Source organism: Streptomyces sp. WP-1 (assembly GCF_030450125.1).
Lineage (GTDB): Bacteria > Actinomycetota > Actinomycetes > Streptomycetales > Streptomycetaceae > Streptomyces > Streptomyces incarnatus.
In genome coordinates, this window is the sequence record NZ_CP123923.1 from 4,737,012 (window position 1) to 4,755,449 (window position 18,438).

An 18,438-nucleotide genomic window follows, 5' to 3' on the forward strand; every position below is an offset into this window, starting at 1 on the left:
CCCACCAGACGGTCGGTCGGTGGCTGGCGACCCCGGGACCGTTAGGCTCTAGTCGCAAGGCGCAGCCGCACGGCCGCCGCCCCGCACTTCCAGCGTCACATCCAAGAAGGAGATGCTCGTGCCGTCCATCGACGTCGTCGTAGCCCGGGAAATCCTGGACTCCCGAGGCAACCCCACGGTCGAGGTCGAGGTCGGCCTCGACGACGGCAGCACCGGTCGTGCCGCCGTCCCGTCCGGCGCCTCCACCGGCGCCTTCGAGGCCATCGAGCTGCGCGACGGTGACCCCAACCGCTACCTGGGCAAGGGTGTCGAGAAGGCCGTCCTCGCCGTCATCGAGCAGATCGGCCCGGAGCTGGTCGGCTACGACGCCACCGAGCAGCGGCTGATCGACCAGGCCATGTTCGACCTGGACGCCACCGACAACAAGGGCTCGCTGGGCGCCAACGCCATCCTCGGCGTCTCCCTGGCCGTCGCGCACGCCGCCTCCGAGGCGTCCGACCTGCCGCTCTTCCGCTACCTGGGCGGCCCCAACGCGCACCTGCTGCCGGTGCCGATGATGAACATCCTGAACGGCGGCTCGCACGCCGACTCGAACGTGGACATCCAGGAGTTCATGATCGCCCCGATCGGCGCGGAGTCCTTCTCCGAGGCGCTGCGCTGGGGTGCCGAGGTCTACCACACCCTCAAGAAGGTCCTGAAGAACAAGGGCCTGGCCACCGGTCTCGGCGACGAGGGCGGCTTCGCCCCGAACCTCGGCTCCAACCGCGAGGCCCTGGACCTCATCCTTGAGGCCATCAAGGAAGCCGGCTACACGCCCGGCGAGCAGATCGCCCTCGCCCTCGACGTCGCCGCCTCCGAGTTCTACAAGGACGGCTCGTACCTCTTCGAGGGCAAGGAGCGCTCCGCCGCCGAGATGACGGAGTACTACGAGGAGCTGGTGGCGGCCTACCCGCTGGTCTCCATCGAGGACCCGCTGTTCGAGGACGACTGGAGCGGCTGGCAGGTCCTCACCGAGCGCCTCGGCGACAAGGTCCAGATCGTCGGCGACGACCTGTTCGTCACCAACCCCGAGCGTCTGGCCCGCGGCATCGAGGAGGGCTCCGCCAACGCCCTGCTGGTCAAGGTCAACCAGATCGGCTCCCTGACCGAGACCCTGGACGCCGTCGAGCTGGCCCAGCGCAACGGCTTCAAGTGCATGATGTCCCATCGCTCCGGCGAGACCGAGGACGTCACCATCGCCGACCTGGCCGTCGCCACCAACTGCGGCCAGATCAAGACCGGCGCCCCGGCCCGCTCCGAGCGTGTCGCCAAGTACAACCAGCTGCTGCGCATCGAGGAGATCCTCGACGACGCCGCGGTGTACGCGGGTCGCAGCGCCTTCCCGCGGTTTCGCTCTGCGAACCAGTAGGTACAGCGCTCTGCGAACCAGTAGGTACAGCGCTCTGCGAACCAGTAGGTACAGCGCTCTGCGAACCAGTAGGTACAGCGCTCCGCGAACCAGTAGGTACAGCAAGGGCTGACGCAGCCCGGGCCACCTCTTGGCCAGTCGTACGTACGTCCCCGTACCCGGTCCCGTACCGTGTCCGGGGACGTACGCACGTGTGCGACCGCCCGAGGAGGGCGTGAAAGGGGAGGCGGAGAGCCGACATGGCCGCAAGGGACCGGGACCGTTTCTCCACCGCGACCAGGCTGCGGCTGCTCGGCGAGCAGACGGCGGCCCGGGTCTACCGCTCGCAGACCAAGCGGCAGGCGCGCCGCTCACGGCTGACCGGCCGCGCCGCGCTGCTCGCGCTGGTGCTGTGCTCGCTGGTGGTCGCGCTCGCCTACCCGATGCGGCAGTACGTCTCCCAGCGTGCCCAGATCTCCGACCTCCAGCGGCAGCAGTCCGACGCCCGCAAGCGTGTCGAACAGCTGCGCGACCTCAAGGCGCGCTGGCAGGACGACGCCTATGCCGAGCAGCAGATCCGCAGACGTCTGCACTATGTGATGCCCGGCGAGACCGGGTACGTGGTGGTCGACCCGGGCGCGGCCCGGCAGTCCCGCACCGACCTCAAGGCCGCCCGCCGGCCCTGGTACACGAACATCTGGGACGGGGTCGACAAGTCCGACGCCTCCGACCAGTGACCCGGCCCTGTCCAGTGACCCGGCCCCGTCCGGTGACCCGGCTCCGACCGGTGACCCGGCCCCGACCAGTGATCCGGCTCTCCGGCCGGTGACCCACAGAAAGCCACTCTGAAAGCAGTCATGGAAACCCCTCCGCCGCCCACCCCGCGCACCGAGCCCACCGACGCGGACGTCGAGGCCTTCAAGCAGCAGCTCGGCCGCCCCCCGCGGGGCCTGCGCGCCATCGCGCACCGCTGCCCCTGCGGTCAGCCGGACGTCGTGGAGACGGCGCCGCGCCTGCCCGACGGCACCCCCTTCCCGACGCTGTACTACCTGACGTGCCCCAAGGCCGCCTCGGCCATCGGCACGCTGGAGGCCAACGGCGTCATGAAGGAGATGACCGAGCGCCTGCAGAGCGACCCGGAGCTGGCCGCCGCCTACCGGGCCGCGCACGAGGACTACATCCGGCGCCGGGACGAGATCGAGGTGCTGGCGGGCTTCCCGAGCGCGGGCGGCATGCCGGACCGGGTGAAGTGCCTGCACGTCCTGGTCGGCCACTCGCTGGCCGCGGGACCGGGCGTCAACCCGCTCGGCGACGAGGCGATCGCGATGCTGCCCGAGTGGTGGCGCAAGGGCGCGTGCGTGACGCTCGCGCAGGAGCCGAAGGGGGAGGCGCAGTGACCCGGGTCGCCGCGATCGACTGCGGTACGAACTCCATCCGGCTGCTGGTCGCGGACGCCGACCCGGCGACCGGGGAACTGGTCGACCTGGACCGCCGGATGACCATCGTCCGGCTCGGCCAGGGCGTCGACCGCACCGGCCGGCTCGCCCCCGAGGCGCTGGAGCGCACCTTCGCCGCGTGCCGCGAGTACGCCGCGATCATCAAGGAGCACGGCGCCGAGCGGCTGCGCTTCGTCGCCACCTCCGCCTCCCGGGACGCCGAGAACCGCGAGGACTTCGTGCGCGGTGTGCTGGACATCCTCGGGGTGGAGCCGGAGGTCATCACCGGCGACCAGGAGGCAGAGTTCTCCTTCACCGGCGCGACCCGGGAGCTGAGCGGCCGTACGGATCTCGCCAGGCCCTATCTGGTGGTGGACATCGGCGGCGGCTCCACCGAGTTCGTCGTCGGCGACGACCGGGTGCGGGCCGCGCGCTCCGTGGACGTCGGCTGTGTGCGCATGACCGAGCGGCACCTGGTGCACGACGGCGAGGTCTCCGATCCGCCCACCGAGGCGCAGATCGCCGCGATCCGCGCCGACATCGAGGCCGCGCTGGACCTGGCCGGGCAGACCGTCCCGCTGCGCGAGGCGCGCACCCTGGTCGGCCTCGCCGGATCGGTCACCACGGTCTCCGCGATCGCCCAGGACCTGCCGGACTACGACTCCGCGCGCATCCACCACTCCCGCGTCTCGCGCGCCCGCGTCCGCGAGATCACCGGACACCTGCTGCGCTCCACCCACGCCGAACGCGCCACCATCCCCTCCATGCACCCGGGCCGGGTCGACGTGATCGGCGCGGGCTCCCTGGTGCTCCTCGCGATCATGGAGCGCATCGGCGCCGAGGAGGTCGTCGTCAGCGAGCACGACATCCTCGACGGCATCGCCTGGTCGGTGGCGTAGCTCTCTTTTGTTACCCGCCAGTAGCATCCGGCTGAGCAGGTCGGATAACGTTTGAGCGTCTCCGAGGGGCCCCCAGGGGCCCCTCGTTCACACCCCGGTGGAAACCTTCGTGAAGTTCTTCACAAGGAAATGGGTCCTGACTGCTGCCCGAAGGGGACCACTTGGCCCTTCCGGGGGGTCAAAACCCGTTTGAACATGTTCAGATGAGGCGCGCAAAGATGGCCGGAAGGAGGGGTTCCACGGGCCGCCCCGGAGTCTCTACGATCACCTCGAAGACCCGGACCAGCAGCTCACACGGCCTTGACAACGGTACGAACCGCCTCGCGGTTCCTCCTCGGCGACATGATCTGCGTCACGCGGGCCGCGGAGTTTAGCACAGCCCCTCCAGAACCTTGTGAAGGGGCGCACGAGCCACCCCCCTCAAGCGGGTGGATACTCGATGCCATGAGCACCACGGAGCGTCCCAGGATCCTCGTAGTAGGCGGTGGGTACGTAGGCCTGTACGCAGCTCGGCGCATTCTCAAGAAGATGCGCTACGGCGAGGCGACCGTCACGGTCGTCGACCCCCGGTCGTACATGACCTACCAGCCCTTCCTCCCCGAAGCCGCCGCCGGCAGCATCTCCCCTCGCCACGTCGTCGTCCCGCTGCGACGCGTGCTGCCGAAGGCGGAGATCCTCACCGGTCGGGTCACCACCATCGACCAGGACCGCAAGGTCGCCACGATCTCCCCCCTCGTGGGCGAGGCGTACGAGCTGCCGTTCGACTACCTGGTCATCGCCATGGGCGCGGTCTCCCGCACCTTCCCGATCCCCGGCCTCGCCGAGCAGGGCATCGGTATGAAGGGCATCGAGGAGTCCATCGGCCTGCGCAACCACGTCCTGGAGCAGCTGGACAAGGCTGACTCCACGACCGACGAGGAGATCCGCCGCAAGGCGCTCACCTTCGTCTTCATCGGCGGTGGCTTCGCGGGTGCGGAGACCATCGGCGAGGTCGAGGACATGGCCCGCGACGCCGCCAAGTACTACAAGAACGTCTCCCGCGAGGACATGCGGTTCGTCCTCGTGGACGCCGCGGACAAGATCCTTCCCGAGGTCGGCCCGAAGCTCGGCCAGTACGGCAAGGAGCACCTGGAGAGCCGGGGCGTGGAGATCTACCTCTCCACCTCCATGGACTCCTGCGTCGACGGCCACGTGGTCCTCAAGAACGGCCTTGAGGTCGACTCGAACACGATCGTCTGGACCGCCGGCGTCAAGCCGAACCCGGCCCTGACCCGCTTCGGTCTGCCCCTCGGCCCCCGCGGCCACGTCGACTGCGAGCCCACGCTCCAGGTCAAGGGCACCGACTACATCTGGGCCGCGGGCGACAACGCCCAGGTCCCGGACCTCGTCGGCCGCAAGGCGGGCAACGAGAACGCCTGGTGCCCGCCGAACGCCCAGCACGCGCTGCGCCAGGCCAGGGTCCTCGGCGACAACGTGGTCTCCGGCATGCGGGGCTTCCCGCAGAAGGAGTACGAGCACGCCAACAAGGGCGCGGTCGCCGGTCTCGGCCTGCACAAGGGCGTGGCGATGATCGTCCTGGGCAAGACCAAGATCAAGCTCAAGGGCCGTCTCGCCTGGTACATGCACCGTGGCTACCACGGTCTGGCGATGCCGACCTGGAACCGCAAGATCCGCATCTTCGCCGACTGGACGCTGGGCATGTTCCTCAAGCGCGAGGTCGTGTCCCTGGGCGCCATGGAGAACCCCCGCGAGGAGTTCTACGAGGCCGCCAAGCCGGCGCCGGTCGCCGCAGCGAAGACCGAGGCCAAGGCTTCCTGACCCCCGGTCAGCCGCCGGTCGACGTACGACCCGAAGGACCTCCCGCCATCCGTGGTGCGGGAGGTCCTTCGGCGTTCTGGGGCGCCTGCCCGCCGCTCCCGGGCCATCCAGGTGGCTAGTGCAACTATTTTGCCCAGTCGTAACTCCTTCACGGGACTGTGCGGGACCCTCCACGGTGTTCACGTGGTATCCGGCATCCGGGATCTCGTCTTGGAGGTGTGCGTCATGGCAGACGCCGCGTCGCGGCTGAGCAGTCTTGCCGAGCAGCTACTGGGGGCCCCGCTCCCGGTACGGCTGCGGGCCTGGGACGGATCACAGGCCGGGCCCCCGGGCGCCCCCACGCTCGTCGTGCGCAACCGGCGCGCTCTGCGCCGCATCCTTTTCAAACCGGGGGAGTTGGGCCTGGCCCGCGCCTGGGTCTCCGGCGACCTGGGCATCGAGGGCGACCTGTACACGATGCTGGACGCCATGGCGGGACTGATCTGGGAGCGCGACGGCGACGAGCGCACACTCCTCCAGGCGCTGCGCGACCCGGCAGTCCGCGCCGCGGGCCGCGAGCTGCTGAAGCTCGCCGGGCCGCCCATCCCGCCCGCGCCGCCGCAGGAGGAGGTCCGCAGGCCCCGCCATCTGCACACCCGGCACAGCGACAGACGGGCCATCAGCCACCACTACGACGTCGGCAACGACTTCTACGAGCTGGTCCTCGGCCCCTCCATGGTGTACTCCTGCGCCTACTGGGAGTCCTTCGGCGAGGACGCCACCCTGGAGGCCGCCCAGCGCGACAAGCTCGAACTGGTCTGCCGCAAGCTCGGCCTGAAGGAGGGCCAGCGGCTGCTGGACGTCGGCTGCGGCTGGGGCTCCATGGCCCTGCACGCGGCCCGTGAGCACGGCGTGAGCGTCGTCGGCGTCACCCTCTCCCAGGAACAGGCCGGTTACGCCCGCAAGCGCATCGCGGACGAGGGCCTGACCGACAAGGTGGAGATCAGGGTCCAGGACTACCGGGACGTCTCCGACGGCCCCTTCGACGCCATCTCCTCCATCGGCATGGCCGAGCATGTCGGCGCCGAACGCTACCTGGAGTACGCGCGGCAGCTGTACGGCCTGCTGAAGCCCGGCGGACGCCTGCTGAACCACCAGATCGCCCGCCGCCCGCAGACCGACGAATCGGCGTACAGCGTCGACGAGTTCATCGACGCCTATGTCTTCCCGGACGGCGAACTCGCCCCCATCGGCACCACCGTCACCCAGCTGGAGAGCGCCGGGTTCGAGGTGCGCGACGTGGAGGCGCTGCGCGAGCACTACGGCCGCACCCTGCGCGCATGGGTGGCCAACCTGGAGGCCGACTGGGACCGCGCGGTCCGGCTGACCAGCCCCGGCAGGGCGCGGGTGTGGCAGCTCTACATGGCCGCCTCCGCGCTCGCCTTCGAGCGCAACCGCATCGGCGTCAACCAGGTCCTCGCGGTCCGCACCCCGCCCTCGGGCGCCTCCGTGCTGCCGCCGCGCACCCGCACCTGGCAGGTTTGATCCCGCCGGTACGACGAAGGGCCCCGCTCCGGTGACGGAACGGGGCCCCTCGCCGAGGCGGGCCGTCCGCTACTCGGCCTTGATGGCCGTCAGCATGTTCAGCCGGGCCGCGCGACGGGCCGGCCACAGGGCGGCCAGGATGCCGACCAGGCCCGCGAGCACCAGGAAGAGCACCAGCCGGCCCCAGGGCAGGACCAGTTCGTACGTGGGCATCTTGGTGCCGAGCAGCTCACCGGCCGCCCAGCCGAAGAACACGCCGAGACCGATGCCGAGCACGCCGCCGAAGAGCGAGATCACCAGGGACTCCAGGCGGACCATCCGCTTGACCGACTTGCGGTCCAGGCCGATCGCGCGGAGCATGCCGATCTCCTGGGAGCGCTCGAACACCGACATCGCCAGGGTGTTGATGACGCCGAGGACCGCGACGATCACCGCCATGCCGAGCAGGCCGTAGACCATGTTCAGCATCATCGTGAACATCTGCGCGATGTCATCGGAGATGTCCTTCTTGTCCTGGATCTTGATCGCCGGGTTGGAGCCCAGGGCGCTCGCCAGCCGGTCCTTGACCGCGGTCGAGGCGCCGTCCTTCGTCTTGACCATGACCTGCCTGTCGGCGGCCTCGGACAGATGCGGGGTGAGCACCTTGTTGTCGAGCATGATGCCGCGGATCATCTCGTTGCCGTCGTAGATCCCGGCGACCGTCAGGTTCTGCGCCTTGCCGTCCTCGAAGTGGGCGGTGAAGTGCGAGCCGGGCTGCCAGCCGTACTCCTCGGCCCGGTCCTTGTCGACCACGACGCGGTCGCCGCCGACCGTGAAGCTGCCCCGGTCGATCTTCAGGTCCGTCAGCTCGGCGATGGACGCGCCGTCGACGCCGGTCACGTACTCGCTCTTGCCGTCGATGCGGGACTCGGTGCTGCGCAGCGGGCTGCTCGCGCTGACCCCGTCGGTGGCGGCGATCTTCTTCGCCACGTCCGGGGAGAGCGCGGAGCCGTTCGCCATGGAGACCACGTAGTCGGCGCGGATCGCGGAGGCGGCCATCTTGTCGATGGAGGACTGGAGGCTGCCGGCCATCACCGTCATGCCGGTGATCAGGGTCAGGCCGATCATCAGCGCGGAGGCGGTGGCGGCCGTACGGCGCGGGTTGCGCACGGAGTTCTGGCGGGCCAGCTTGCCCGAGACGCCGAACGCGCGCAGCAGCGGGGCGACGGCCGCGATCAGCGGGCGGGACAGCAGCGGGGTCAGTACGAACACGCCGATGATCAGCAGGACGGCGCCGAGACCCATCGGGGCCTCGCCGGAGGAGGCGTCCATCGACGTGGCGGCGACGATCACCGCGGCGCCGGCCGCCGTGAACAGCGCGCCGATCGTGTTGCGCAGCACCAGCGACTTGGTGGTCGCCTGGGCGTGCACGCTGTTCATCGCCGCCACCGGCGGGATCCTGGCGGCCCGGCGGCCGGGCAGCCAGGCGGCGAGCATGGTGATGAGGATGCCGACCGCGAGGGCGGCCACCACGGTCCCCGGGCTGATCACGAGCGGCCCGTCGGGCATGCTCGCGCCGAAGGAGCCCACCAGGGCGCGCAGGCCCGCGCCGATGCCGATACCGGCGACCAGACCGGCCACACCGGCGACCGCGCCGACCACGAACGCCTCGATCAGCACCGATCGGGTGACCTGGCGGCGGGAGGCGCCGACCGCCCGCATCAGGGCGAGTTCCTTGGTGCGCTGGGCGACCAGCATGGTGAAGGTGTTGGCGATGATGAACGTGCCGACGAACAGGGCGATCCCGGCGAAGACCAGCAGGCCCTGCTTCATGCTGCTCATCGATTCGGCGATGGTCTTCGCCTGGTCGTCGGCGAGCCGCTGGCCGGTGATGGTCTCCACCTGCTGCGCGGGCAGCGCCTTGTCGAGCGCGTCCTTGAGCGCGGCCTGGGTGGTGCCCGGCGCCGCCTTGACGTCGATCTCGTCGAAGCCCTTCTTGTGGAAGAGCTTCTGCGCGGTCGGCGTGTCGAAGAGGGCGAGGCTGCCGCCCGCGGTCACGTTGCCGTCGTCGGTGGTGAAGATGCCCACGACGGTCGGGGTGAGCACGGGGCCGTCGACCGAGAGCCGCACGGTGTCGCCGACCTTGTAGCCGGCCCGCTGGGCGGTCTTGGCGTCGAGCAGCACCTCGTTCGCGCCGTGCGGCGCGTGGCCGCTGGTCAGCGGGTACCGGGCGTCCTCGGTGCCCCAGTAGTTGCCGCCGCTGGACTGCCAGTTGCCGCCCGCGAGCTTGCCGTGCTTGTCGGCGACGGCGGTGAAGCCGCTGACGACCCCGGTGGCGGAGGCGGCGCCGGGCACCTTCGCGGCCTTGTCGAGCATGGCCCGGCTCAGGTCCGGCAGCTTGCCCACCTTGTCGCCCTCGGAGTACTGGTACTCCGGCTGGACGGCGACGTCGACATGGCCGAAGCCCTTGGCGGCGCTGTTCTGGTAGGCGTCGGAGATGGTGTTGGTGAAGACGAGTGTCCCGGAGACGAAGGCCACGCCGAGCATGACGGCGAGCACCGTCATCAGCAGCCGGGCCTTGTGCGCGAGGACGTTGCGCAGGGCGGTGCGGAACATCAGCTGGTCCGGCCCTTCGCGTCGAACTGCTTCATGGTGTCGAGGACCGAGTCGGCGGTCGGGCCGTACAGCTCGTCCACGATCCGGCCGTCGGCCAGGAAGATCACGCGGTCCGCGTAGGCGGCGGCCACCGGGTCGTGGGTCACCATGACCACCGTCTGGCCCAGCTCGCGCACGGAGTTGCGCAGGAAGCCGAGGACCTCGGCACCGGAGCGCGAGTCGAGGTTTCCGGTCGGCTCGTCACCGAAGATGATCTCCGGCTTGGAGGCCAGGGCGCGGGCGACGGCGACGCGCTGCTGCTGGCCGCCGGACAGCTGGGACGGCCGGTGGCTCAGCCGCCCGGACAGGCCCACCATCGAGATGACCTGGTCCAGCCACGCCTTGTCGGGCTTGCGCCCGGCTATGTCCATCGGGAGGGTGATGTTCTCCAGCGCGGTCAGGGTCGGCAGCAGGTTGAACGCCTGGAAGATGAAGCCGATCTTGTCCCGGCGCAGCTTGGTGAGCTGCTTGTCCTTCAGCGAGCCCAGCTCGGTGTCGCCGATGCGCACGGAGCCCGAGGAGAAGGTGTCGAGGCCGGCCACACAGTGCATCAGGGTGGACTTGCCGGAACCCGAGGGGCCCATGATCGCGGTGAACTCGGCCTGCCGGAAGTCGACGGAGACCCGGTCCAGGGCGACCACCCGGGTCTCACCCTGCCCGTAGATCTTCGACAGCTCCGTGGCGCGGGCGGCCACGGCGGTGGCCGTACCTGCGATGGGTGTGGTGGTCACGGGACGGTGCTCCTCGGGACGATGGGGTCGTGGGGACCTCTCCATCGTCCCGGTGCCCGGGGCCCGGCGAGTCAGCCGCTGTTCCGGTTCTCGGGGGCGACTCGGGACGGACCGGGCGGGTGCCGTGTCATACCTGGGGAGGACCCCGGCCCCTGAGGCCCGCGAGGGAGCCCCGGCACCAAGAACAGGGGGAGCGCCCTTCTTTGGACGGTGAAATTCCGTCATTTCACATACAGGTGCACATGCGTCACGTCACGCTACTGGCAAGTGCGGATGGCGAGTTCCGTGGTCTGATGCACCCTCAGACGTCAATAAAATAAGACAACATCGGTCCGACGTTCCGCTGTTCGGGGGATGCGTCCCGATAGGCTCGGACCCTCGAAGCGGAGCCCATGGCCTGCCCGGATGGTGGAATGCAGACACGGCGAGCTTAAACCTCGCTGCCCCTTCGCGGGCGTGCCGGTTCAAGTCCGGCTCCGGGCACCACCTCACTCCATCGTTCGGTCGGGTAGCAAGTTCGTCATAGAAGACGATCACCCATGGCCGGGACGCACTCCTCCGCGTAGCGTGTGGGTCAACACGGCAGGGGAAAGATCCTCCTCAGGTAGCACGATCGATCCTTTGCCAATCCATTACGCTTGAGCCAAGGCTGCGCGAGGCAGCCATGGAGGAGTGAGATGAGGAGCAGCAACCCGGTCTTCTCGCGACGGGGCTTCAGCCGCGACAACGGCTACGCCGGCTTCAACGCCGCACCGCAGGCCGGGTACGCAGGCGGCAACCCGTACGCGCAGAACCCCTACGCACAGGGTGGCCAGAACCCGTACGCGCACAGCGGCCACGGACAGCCGGGCGTCCAGTACGGCGCCCCGCCGCAGGCCCCGGCCGCCACCGGCCGGATGACGATGGACGACGTCGTCGTCCGCTCGGCCCTCACGCTCGGTACGGTCGTCCTGGGCGCCGTCCTGGCCTGGGCCCTGCTGCCGGTCTCGCCCACGAGCTACGGCCTGGCCGTCGGCTCCGCGCTGATCGCGTTCGTCCTGGCGATGGTCCAGAACTTCAAGCGCACCCCGGTGCCCGCGCTGATCATCGGATACGCGGCCTTCGAGGGCGTCTTCCTCGGCGTCATCAGCGAGATGTACAACAGCCGCTGGCAGGGCGCCCCCTTCCAGGCGGTGCTCGGCACCATGGCCGTCACCGGCGCCACCCTCCTGGTCTACAAGGCCGGCTGGATCCGCGTCACCGCGCGCTACGCCCGCATCGGTCTCGCCATCGCGATGGCCTTCATGGCCGTCATGGTGGTCAATCTGCTGCTGGTCGTGTTCGGTGTCGCCGAGGACGGCGGCCTGCGCAGCTTCGGTCCGCTCGGCGCGGTCGTCGGCATCATCGCGATCCTGCTCGGCGCGTTCTTCCTGACCCTGGACTTCAAGCAGATCCAGGACGGCATCGCCTACGGCGCGCCGCGCAACGAGTCCTGGCTCGCCGCGTTCGGTCTCACCGTCACCCTGGTGTGGATCTACCTGGAGATGCTGCGACTGGTGGCGATCTTCACCAACAACGACTAGCGCGCGTACGGCGCGCAGTTCAGGCAAGGGCCCCGGGCTTCCCGTCCGGGGCCCTTCGCCGTCCGGGGGCGGGTGTCTCAGAGCAGCTTGCGGGCCGCCCTGCGCAGGTCGTACTCGTGCACGATGGCCTTGGCGTGGCCGTACGCCAGGTCGTACTCGTGCCGCAGCCAGCTGACCTTCTCCTCGAAGCGGAACAGGGCGGGGCCTTCTTCGACGGTGCGCAGCCAGTCGGAGACCTCACGACCGGTGCAGTGCGGGATGCGGGCGAGCATGTTGCGATGGGTCTCCTGGGAGAAGACTTGGGACATCGGCACCTCCGGGCGCAAAGGGGATGTGGGCCGGTCCTTCACGTCACCGTGCCCGAGGGTGCGCCTCTTGGCAACAGTGCGGCGCGTTACGCTCGGCGCGTGGTTGATACGACACCCCTGACCCAAGCCGTGGATCACTTCGCCGACCGGCTGCGTGCCGCGCCGCAGAGCAGGCTCCAGCGCAGCGCCGCCGGGGCGGCGCTGGAGCTGGCCCGGGAGTTGGCCCGGCGGGCGCAGGCGGTGGAGGAGCCGGGCACCGAGCCGCGGGAGATGCCGGAAGCGGGGATGTTCGCGGTGGCGGACCAGATCGTGGTGGCCGCGCACGACTTGGCGCTGGTGCTGAGGAACGACGACGAGGTCGGCGAAGCGGTGCGGCTGGTCGAGGAGGCGCGGGGACGGGCAGGGGTCTGAGCGCCCCGCCAGGTTCTGAGCGCCCCGCCAGGTCTGGAACGCGCCCGGGTGCCGAGGCGCCGTCAGAGCCGGCGCCGTCCCGCCCACAGGGCCACGCTGACGCGGTCCGCTACCGGGTCACGCACGCGGTCCGCTACCGGGTCACGCTGACGCGGTCCGCTACAGGGACGCGATGACGCGGTCCGCTACAGGGACGCGATGACGCGGTCCGCCAGGATGTAGAGCATGTCCTCGCCGCAGGCGAAGGTGAGCGTGTAGGCGCCGGAGACGCCCGAACCGCCCAGCAGATAGGGCGCGTCGCCCGCCTCCACGGCCCGCGCGAGCCGCTCGGCCGTCTCCCGGTGACCCGGCGTCATGCACAGCGTGGTGCCGTCGGCGAAGACATAGACGTCGAGGGTGCCCAGCGGTCCGGGGCGCACATCGGACAGCTCCACCCGCTCGTCGGCCAGGTGCTCCAGCGTGGTGGCCGTGCGCTCGTGGTCGCCCGCGGCCGACTGGGCCGGGACGAAGTCCGGGTGGGAGGGGTGCCGGCGGCGGGCCGCGGCCAGCTCCGGGGACTCCCCGGCGAACTCGTCGGCGTCGGCGGCGGACTCCGCCACCGGCTCCAGGCCCGCGAAGTCGGACGCCCGGGGCAGGAAGGGCTCGTGGTCGGACAGGCCGAGCACCGAGGGCGCGTCGGAGGCGTCCCGGGCCTCCTGCGCGGCCCAGAAGGCACGCGCCTCGGCGAGTTCCCGCTCCCGCTCCTCGGCGAGCGCCTCGGCCACGGCCGCGCGTATCCGCTCGGTGTCGGCGTGACTGCGGGCGTGCGGCAGCAGCGCGTGCATCGCCGCGGACTGGTTCTCCGCGAGCTGTGCCTGAAGCTCCGTGAGCTGGCGGCGCAGCTTCAGCACGGTGCGCAGGACGGCGACGCCCACGGCGCCCGTGGCGGCCGTGGTGAGCAGCAGGGCGATCGGCATGGCGCTCACTGACGTACTCCCAGGTTCAAAAGTCGACCCCCGACTTCCTACATCAGCTTGAAGGGCGGACTACCCAGCTGTCAGTGCGTAACGTCACGAAACGGACAGTTCTTTGGCCTCGCGGCCACCTTCGGCGATGTGCCGTCCGGTGCTGACCTGCGCCGATGCCCGAGTCGGGGGAGATAGGTCACATCCTGGGGGAGATTGGATCACAGAAAGGCCCAGAACCCGGTGGTTTTGCGGGTTCTGGGCCGATCCCTGACGTAAGGTGCCCGATTCGCTACGGACGGTTGGTCAGCCGGTGCGCGCGGGCCGCGTCAGCTGAGGCGCTCGATGACCATGGCCATGCCCTGGCCGCCGCCGACGCACATCGTCTCCAGGCCGAACTGCTTGTCGTGCCACTGGAGGGAGTTGATCAGCGTGCCGGTGATCCGGGCGCCGGTCATGCCGAAGGGGTGGCCGACGGCGATCGCGCCGCCGTTGACGTTCACCTTGTCCAGGTCGAAGCCCAGCTCGCGGTAGGAGGGGATCACCTGGGCGGCGAAGGCCTCGTTGATCTCGACCAGGTCGATGTCGTCGGAGGTCAGACCGGCCCGGCGCAGCGCCTGCCGGCTGGCCTCGACCGGGCCGAGGCCCATGATCTCGGGGGAGAGGGCGGAGACGCCGGTGGAGACGATGCGGGCGAGCGGGGTCAGGCCCAGCTCGCGGGCCTTGGTGTCGCTCATGATCACGAGGGCGGCGGCGCCGTCGTTGAGCGGACAGCAGTTGCCGGCGGTGACCAGGCCGTCGGGGCGGAAGACCGGCTTCAGGCCGGAGACGCCCTCCATGGTGACGCCGGCGCGCGGGCCGTCGTCCTTGCCGACCACGGTGCCGTCGGGCAGCGTGACCGGGGTGATCTCGCGCTCCCAGAAGCCCGCCGCGATGGCCTGCTCGGCGAGGTTCTGCGAGCGGACGCCGAACTCGTCCATCTCCTGGCGGGTGATGCCCTTCCAGCGGGCCAGGTTCTCGGCGGTCTGGCCCATCGCGATGTACGCGTCCGGGACGAGACCGTCCTCGCGCGGGTCGTGCCAGCTGGTGCCCTCCTGCCGCGCGACGGCCTCGGTGCGGGCCTCGGCCTCGGCGAAGAAGGGGTTGCGGGTGTCCGGGAAGCTGTCGGAGCTGCCCTTGGCGAAGCGCGAGACGGTCTCGACGCCGGCCGAGATGAAGACGTCGCCCTCGCCGGCCTTGATGGCGTGCAGGGCCATGCGGGAGGTCTGGAGCGAGGAGGAGCAGTAGCGGGTGATGGTGCAGCCGGGCAGGTGGTCCATGCCCATCTGCACGGCGACGATCCGGCCGAGGTTGTTGCCCTGCTCGCCGCCGGGCAGACCGCAGCCGAGCATCAGGTCGTCGATGTCCGTCGGGTCCAGCTCGGGCACCTTGGCGAGCGCGGCCTGGATGATCGTGGCGGCGAGGTCGTCGGCGCGCAGATCCTTGAGCGAACCCTTGCCGGCGCGGCCGATGGGGGAGCGGGCGGTCGAGACGATCACGGCTTCGGGCATCGGGGCTCCAGATGAACGGGGTTTGTTGCAGGGCCGGTCTGGAAGTTACCCGCCCGTAGTTGACAGGTCATCGGTGTCGGGGTGTGACACTGACCGCAGTTTCTAAGCGCTTGCTTTGGCGGCCGGGCGCCTCCGGCGGGCGGGGCGGGGTGCCGGTCGGTGGGCCGCCCGGACGCCATCGGCCGTACGGGCGGGCGCCGGACCTGCGCCGGGCGGGGTCCAGAGGCGCGGCGGGCGGGTGAGGCCAGGATACGGCGCACTCGCCCGCCCGGCGCCTGCCCTCAGGAGGACGGTGCCGCCGGCTCCGGCTCCGGGACCCGGCGGCGATGGCGCCGCTTGAGCAGCGCCCAGGGGCCCCGGGGCCCCGTCGGCATCGCGGCCGTGACCTCCGTACCGGCCTCCGCCGCCGCCTCGGCCGCCGCCCGGGCCACCGGCAGGAAGCCCTCGCGCCGGGTCAGGTCCGGCCGGTCCTCCTCCGCCGGCCACAGGCCCAGCGCCGCGCACACCGTGGGCAGCACGGCCATCGCCGCCGTCGCATAGCCCTCGGCCGAGGGGTGGTAGTTGTCCGGGCCGAACAGCTCCCGGGGATTGGCCGCGAACTCCGGGCCCAGCAGATCGCCCAGCGAGACCGTGCGCCCGCCCTGTTCCACCACCCCGATCGTCTGCGCCGCCGCCAGCTGCCGCGAGGCCCGCCGCGCCAGCCAGCGCAGCGGCTGCTGCACCGGCTCGATGGTGCCGAGATCCGGGCAGGTGCCGACCACCACCTCCGCGCCGGCCGTGCGCAGCCGCCGTACGGCCGCCGACAGATGCCGTACCGAACGCGTCGGCGGCATCCGGTGCGTCACGTCGTTCGCCCCGATCATGATCACGCAGATGTCCGGGGCGGGCGGCCCGGCCGACAGCACCAGCGCGACCTGGCGGTCCAGATCGTCGGACCGCGCCCCGGTCAGCGCCACGTTCCGCAGCTCCACCGGGCGTTCCGCGACCGCCGCGAGCCCGGAGGCCAGCAGCGCGCCGGGGGTCTGCCCCGCGCGGTGCACCCCCTGCCCCGCGGCCGTGGAGTCGCCGAGCATCACCAGGCGCAGGGGCGGCTCACCGGGTACGTCGAACACCCGGCCGTACGTCCCCTCCGCGCCCGGTACCCGCTCGGCGGCGCCGTTGCCCACATGGCGCCGGGCCAGCCGCACCTCCGCGAGCAGCAGCCCGACCGCGGCCGCTCCGACCAGCCCGGCCCCGCCCCCGCCGTACGCCGCCCCGGCCGCGATCCGCCGGGCCACCCGCGCCCTCGACATGTTCGTCATGCGTCGCCGCCACCTCCTCGTAGCCGTACACCCACTCCTTGCCCCGTACAGGGCGTGCGCCAATCTCGACGGGGAGTGAACGACCGCCCGGGCCGTTCCGGGGGCCGTAGGCTGACGGCACCACTACGACCACTTTTTTGCAGCGACCGGAGACAACGGTGCGATTCCACGACTCGATGATCAGCCTCGTCGGCGACACCCCGCTGGTGAAGCTCAACAACGTGACCAAGGGCATCCAGGCGACCGTCCTGGCCAAGGTGGAGTACTTCAACCCGGGCGGTTCCGTGAAGGACCGCATCGCCCTGCGCATGATCGAGGCCGCCGAGGAGAGCGGGGAGCTGAAGCCCGGCGGCACCATCGTGGAGCCCACCAGCGGCAACACCGGCGTGGGTCTGGCGATCGTGGCCCAGCAGAAGGGCTACAAGTGCATCTTCGTCTGCCCTGACAAGGTGAGCACCGACAAGATCAACGTGCTGCGTGCGTACGGCGCCGAGGTCGTCGTCTGCCCGACCGCCGTGGACCCCGAGCACCCGGACTCGTACTACAACGTCTCCGACCGCCTGGTGCGCGAGACCCCCGGTGCCTGGAAGCCCGACCAGTACTCCAACCCGAACAACCCGCTGTCGCACTACCACTCCACCGGTCCGGAGCTGTGGGACCAGACCGAGGGGAAGATCACCCACTTCGTGGCGGGCGTCGGCACCGGCGGCACCATCTCCGGCACCGGCCGCTACCTGAAGGACGCCAGCGACGGCAAGGTCCAGGTCATCGGCGCCGACCCGGAGGGCTCCGTGTACTCGGGCGGCTCCGGGCGGCCGTACCTGATCGAGGGCGTCGGCGAGGACTTCTGGCCGACCGCCTACGACCGCACCGTCGCCGACGAGATCGTGGCCGTGTCCGACAAGGACGCCTTCCAGATGACCCGCCGCCTCGCCAAGGAGGAGGGCCTGCTGGTGGGCGGCTCCTGCGGCATGGCCGTGGTCGCCGCGCTGCGCGTCGCCGAGCGGCTCGGCCCGGACGACGTGGTCGTGGTGCTGCTCCCGGACAGCGGGCGCGGCTACCTCTCGAAGATCTTCAACGACGAGTGGATGGCCGACTACGGCTTCCTGGAGGACGAGGGCCCGAGCGCCCGCGTCGCCGACGTCCTGAACGACAAGTCCGGCGCGACCATCCCCTCCCTCGTGCACATGCACCCGGAGGAGACCGTCGGCCAGGCCATCGAGGTGCTGCGTGAGTACGGCGTCTCGCAGATGCCCGTCGTCAAGCCGGGCGCGGGTCACCCGGACGTGATGGCCGCGGAGGTCGTCGGCTCGGTCGTGGAGCGCGAGCTGCTCGACGCGCTGTTCTCCCAGCGCGCGTCCCTGGAGGACCCGCTGGAGAAGCACATGTCCGCCCCGCTGCCCCAGGTCGGCTCCGGTGAGCCGGTCGGCGACCTGATGCAGGTGCTGGGCACGGCGGACGCGGCGATCGTCCTGGTCGAGGGCAAGCCCAAGGGCGTCGTCAGCCGCCAGGACCTGCTGTCCTTCCTGGCCAAGGGCGGCGGCAAGTAGCAGCCGACCGACACGGGCCCCTTCCCGGGTGGGAGGGGGCCCGTGCCTGTGCGCGATGTACGAGTCCCTCGTCAGCCGAACATCTTCATCTCGATCTCGACGCGCGCGATCTGCACCCCGGTCTCCTGCCGGAGTCGCCGCGCGGCCCACGTCACGGCGTCCTCCAGGCATGGCGCTGCCACCGCGCAGGGGAAGGACACGCCGTTCGGGTCCTGCTCCCATCCGACCTCGCCGCTGGCGAGCACATCCGAGTTGCAGAACCGGTCGGACTGCTCAGCCGACGGCCGCACCTCGGGGTACAGGGTGAACCACCACTTACGCACAGCCGCTGTGCTTACGTGTGAACTCGTCGATGTGCCTCGCCTCCAGGGCAGAACGGTGTG

Annotated in this window: 16 protein-coding genes and 1 tRNA gene; 10 read left to right on the forward strand and 7 right to left on the reverse strand. The window is 70.5% G+C overall.

The genetic code is table 11. The features are described 5' to 3' along the window. Positions 1–118 precede the first annotated feature (118 nt). The 6 genes from eno to QHG49_RS20820 all read left to right on the forward strand — a co-directional run bounded on the left by eno (position 119) and on the right by QHG49_RS20820 (position 7,064). Entirely contained in the window at positions 119–1,408 is a 1,290-nt protein-coding gene (gene eno / locus QHG49_RS20795; RefSeq protein WP_145489083.1) for a phosphopyruvate hydratase, read from the forward strand. Positions 1,409–1,647: 239 nt separating this feature from the next. After that, a complete protein-coding gene (locus tag QHG49_RS20800) occupies positions 1,648–2,124 on the forward strand; it encodes a septum formation initiator family protein (RefSeq protein WP_145489081.1) in 477 nt (158 codons plus the stop codon). A gap of 120 nt (positions 2,125–2,244) precedes the next feature. After that, the gene (locus QHG49_RS20805; RefSeq protein WP_145489079.1) at positions 2,245–2,784 is read left to right on the forward strand and encodes a DUF501 domain-containing protein; all 540 of its coding nucleotides are present in this window, start codon (positions 2,245–2,247) and stop codon (positions 2,782–2,784) included. Further along, on the forward strand, positions 2,781–3,722 hold the full coding sequence (locus QHG49_RS20810) for a Ppx/GppA phosphatase family protein (protein ID WP_301490656.1): 942 nt from the start codon (positions 2,781–2,783) through the stop codon (positions 3,720–3,722). Before QHG49_RS20805 ends, QHG49_RS20810 begins: the two co-directional genes overlap by 4 nt. Before the next feature lie 444 nt (positions 3,723–4,166). After that, entirely contained in the window at positions 4,167–5,540 is a 1,374-nt protein-coding gene (locus QHG49_RS20815; RefSeq protein WP_145489075.1) for an NAD(P)/FAD-dependent oxidoreductase, read from the forward strand. A 225-nt stretch (positions 5,541–5,765) separates the two neighbouring features. After that, entirely contained in the window at positions 5,766–7,064 is a 1,299-nt protein-coding gene (locus tag QHG49_RS20820; RefSeq protein WP_301490657.1) for a class I SAM-dependent methyltransferase, read from the forward strand. 69 nt (positions 7,065–7,133) lie between these two features. Here QHG49_RS20820 and QHG49_RS20825 read toward each other — a convergent pair whose 3' ends face one another. Next, the gene (locus tag QHG49_RS20825; RefSeq protein ID WP_145489071.1) at positions 7,134–9,659 is read right to left on the reverse strand and encodes an ABC transporter permease; all 2,526 of its coding nucleotides are present in this window, start codon (positions 9,657–9,659) and stop codon (positions 7,134–7,136) included. Next, positions 9,659–10,474, reverse strand: coding sequence for an ABC transporter ATP-binding protein (locus QHG49_RS20830; RefSeq protein WP_370530490.1), 816 nt, complete (start codon positions 10,472–10,474; stop codon positions 9,659–9,661). Before QHG49_RS20830 ends, QHG49_RS20825 begins: the two co-directional genes overlap by 1 nt. A gap of 354 nt (positions 10,475–10,828) precedes the next feature. Between QHG49_RS20830 and QHG49_RS20835 the strand changes: the two genes are divergently transcribed. Then, positions 10,829–10,915 (forward strand) — tRNA-Leu (locus QHG49_RS20835). Positions 10,916–11,106: 191 nt separating this feature from the next. Continuing rightward, entirely contained in the window at positions 11,107–11,991 is an 885-nt protein-coding gene (locus QHG49_RS20840) for a Bax inhibitor-1/YccA family protein (RefSeq protein WP_159702059.1), read from the forward strand. Between the two features lie 77 nt (positions 11,992–12,068). Here QHG49_RS20840 and QHG49_RS20845 read toward each other — a convergent pair whose 3' ends face one another. Beyond that, positions 12,069–12,299, reverse strand: a complete 231-nt coding sequence (locus tag QHG49_RS20845) for a DUF4287 domain-containing protein (protein WP_145489064.1) — start codon at positions 12,297–12,299, stop codon at positions 12,069–12,071. 99 nt (positions 12,300–12,398) lie between these two features. Here QHG49_RS20845 and QHG49_RS20850 point away from each other — a divergent pair, with 99 nt between their 5' ends. Beyond that, entirely contained in the window at positions 12,399–12,710 is a 312-nt protein-coding gene (locus tag QHG49_RS20850) for a hypothetical protein (protein ID WP_145489062.1), read from the forward strand. A 185-nt stretch (positions 12,711–12,895) separates the two neighbouring features. On the opposite strand, the gene QHG49_RS20855 is transcribed toward QHG49_RS20850, so the two are convergent. The 3 genes from QHG49_RS20855 to QHG49_RS20865 form a co-directional block, all read right to left on the reverse strand. Next, positions 12,896–13,675: a hypothetical protein gene (locus QHG49_RS20855; RefSeq protein ID WP_145489060.1), complete on the reverse strand. Its 780-nt coding sequence runs from the start codon at positions 13,673–13,675 to the stop codon at positions 12,896–12,898. Between the two features lie 308 nt (positions 13,676–13,983). Then, a complete protein-coding gene (locus tag QHG49_RS20860; RefSeq protein WP_159702056.1) occupies positions 13,984–15,204 on the reverse strand; it encodes an acetyl-CoA C-acetyltransferase in 1,221 nt (406 codons plus the stop codon). A 281-nt stretch (positions 15,205–15,485) separates the two neighbouring features. Further along, positions 15,486–16,505 (reverse strand): SGNH/GDSL hydrolase family protein, encoded by a 1,020-nt coding sequence (locus QHG49_RS20865; protein ID WP_201300578.1) that lies wholly within the window; start codon positions 16,503–16,505, stop codon positions 15,486–15,488. A gap of 158 nt (positions 16,506–16,663) precedes the next feature. Between QHG49_RS20865 and QHG49_RS20870 the strand changes: the two genes are divergently transcribed. Next, positions 16,664–18,055, forward strand: a complete 1,392-nt coding sequence (locus tag QHG49_RS20870) for a cystathionine beta-synthase (protein WP_145489056.1) — start codon at positions 16,664–16,666, stop codon at positions 18,053–18,055. A gap of 71 nt (positions 18,056–18,126) precedes the next feature. Here the strand turns inward: QHG49_RS20870 and QHG49_RS20875 are convergent, their stop codons facing one another. Beyond that, complete coding sequence (locus QHG49_RS20875) at positions 18,127–18,378, reverse strand: hypothetical protein (protein WP_301490663.1); 252 nt, start codon at positions 18,376–18,378, stop codon at positions 18,127–18,129. Between the last annotated feature and the right edge of the window lie 60 nt (positions 18,379–18,438).

Excerpts from the sequence above, each read along its gene's own strand:
- QHG49_RS20800 (WP_145489081.1), top strand. The coding sequence starts at position 1,648 with ATGGCCGCAAGGGACCGGGACCGTTTCTCCACCGCGACCAGGCTGCGG.
- QHG49_RS20815 (WP_145489075.1), top strand. The coding sequence starts at position 4,167 with ATGAGCACCACGGAGCGTCCCAGGATCCTCGTAGTAGGCGGTGGGTAC.
- QHG49_RS20830 (WP_370530490.1), bottom strand. The coding sequence starts at position 10,474 with ATGGAGAGGTCCCCACGACCCCATCGTCCCGAGGAGCACCGTCCCGTG.
- QHG49_RS20860 (WP_159702056.1), bottom strand. The coding sequence starts at position 15,204 with ATGCCCGAAGCCGTGATCGTCTCGACCGCCCGCTCCCCCATCGGCCGC.
- QHG49_RS20840 (WP_159702059.1), top strand. The coding sequence starts at position 11,107 with ATGAGGAGCAGCAACCCGGTCTTCTCGCGACGGGGCTTCAGCCGCGAC.
- QHG49_RS20820 (WP_301490657.1), top strand. The coding sequence starts at position 5,766 with ATGGCAGACGCCGCGTCGCGGCTGAGCAGTCTTGCCGAGCAGCTACTG.
- QHG49_RS20805 (WP_145489079.1), top strand. The coding sequence starts at position 2,245 with ATGGAAACCCCTCCGCCGCCCACCCCGCGCACCGAGCCCACCGACGCG.
- QHG49_RS20845 (WP_145489064.1), bottom strand. The coding sequence starts at position 12,299 with ATGTCCCAAGTCTTCTCCCAGGAGACCCATCGCAACATGCTCGCCCGC.
- QHG49_RS20825 (WP_145489071.1), bottom strand. The coding sequence starts at position 9,659 with ATGTTCCGCACCGCCCTGCGCAACGTCCTCGCGCACAAGGCCCGGCTG.
- QHG49_RS20865 (WP_201300578.1), bottom strand. The coding sequence starts at position 16,505 with ATGACGAACATGTCGAGGGCGCGGGTGGCCCGGCGGATCGCGGCCGGG.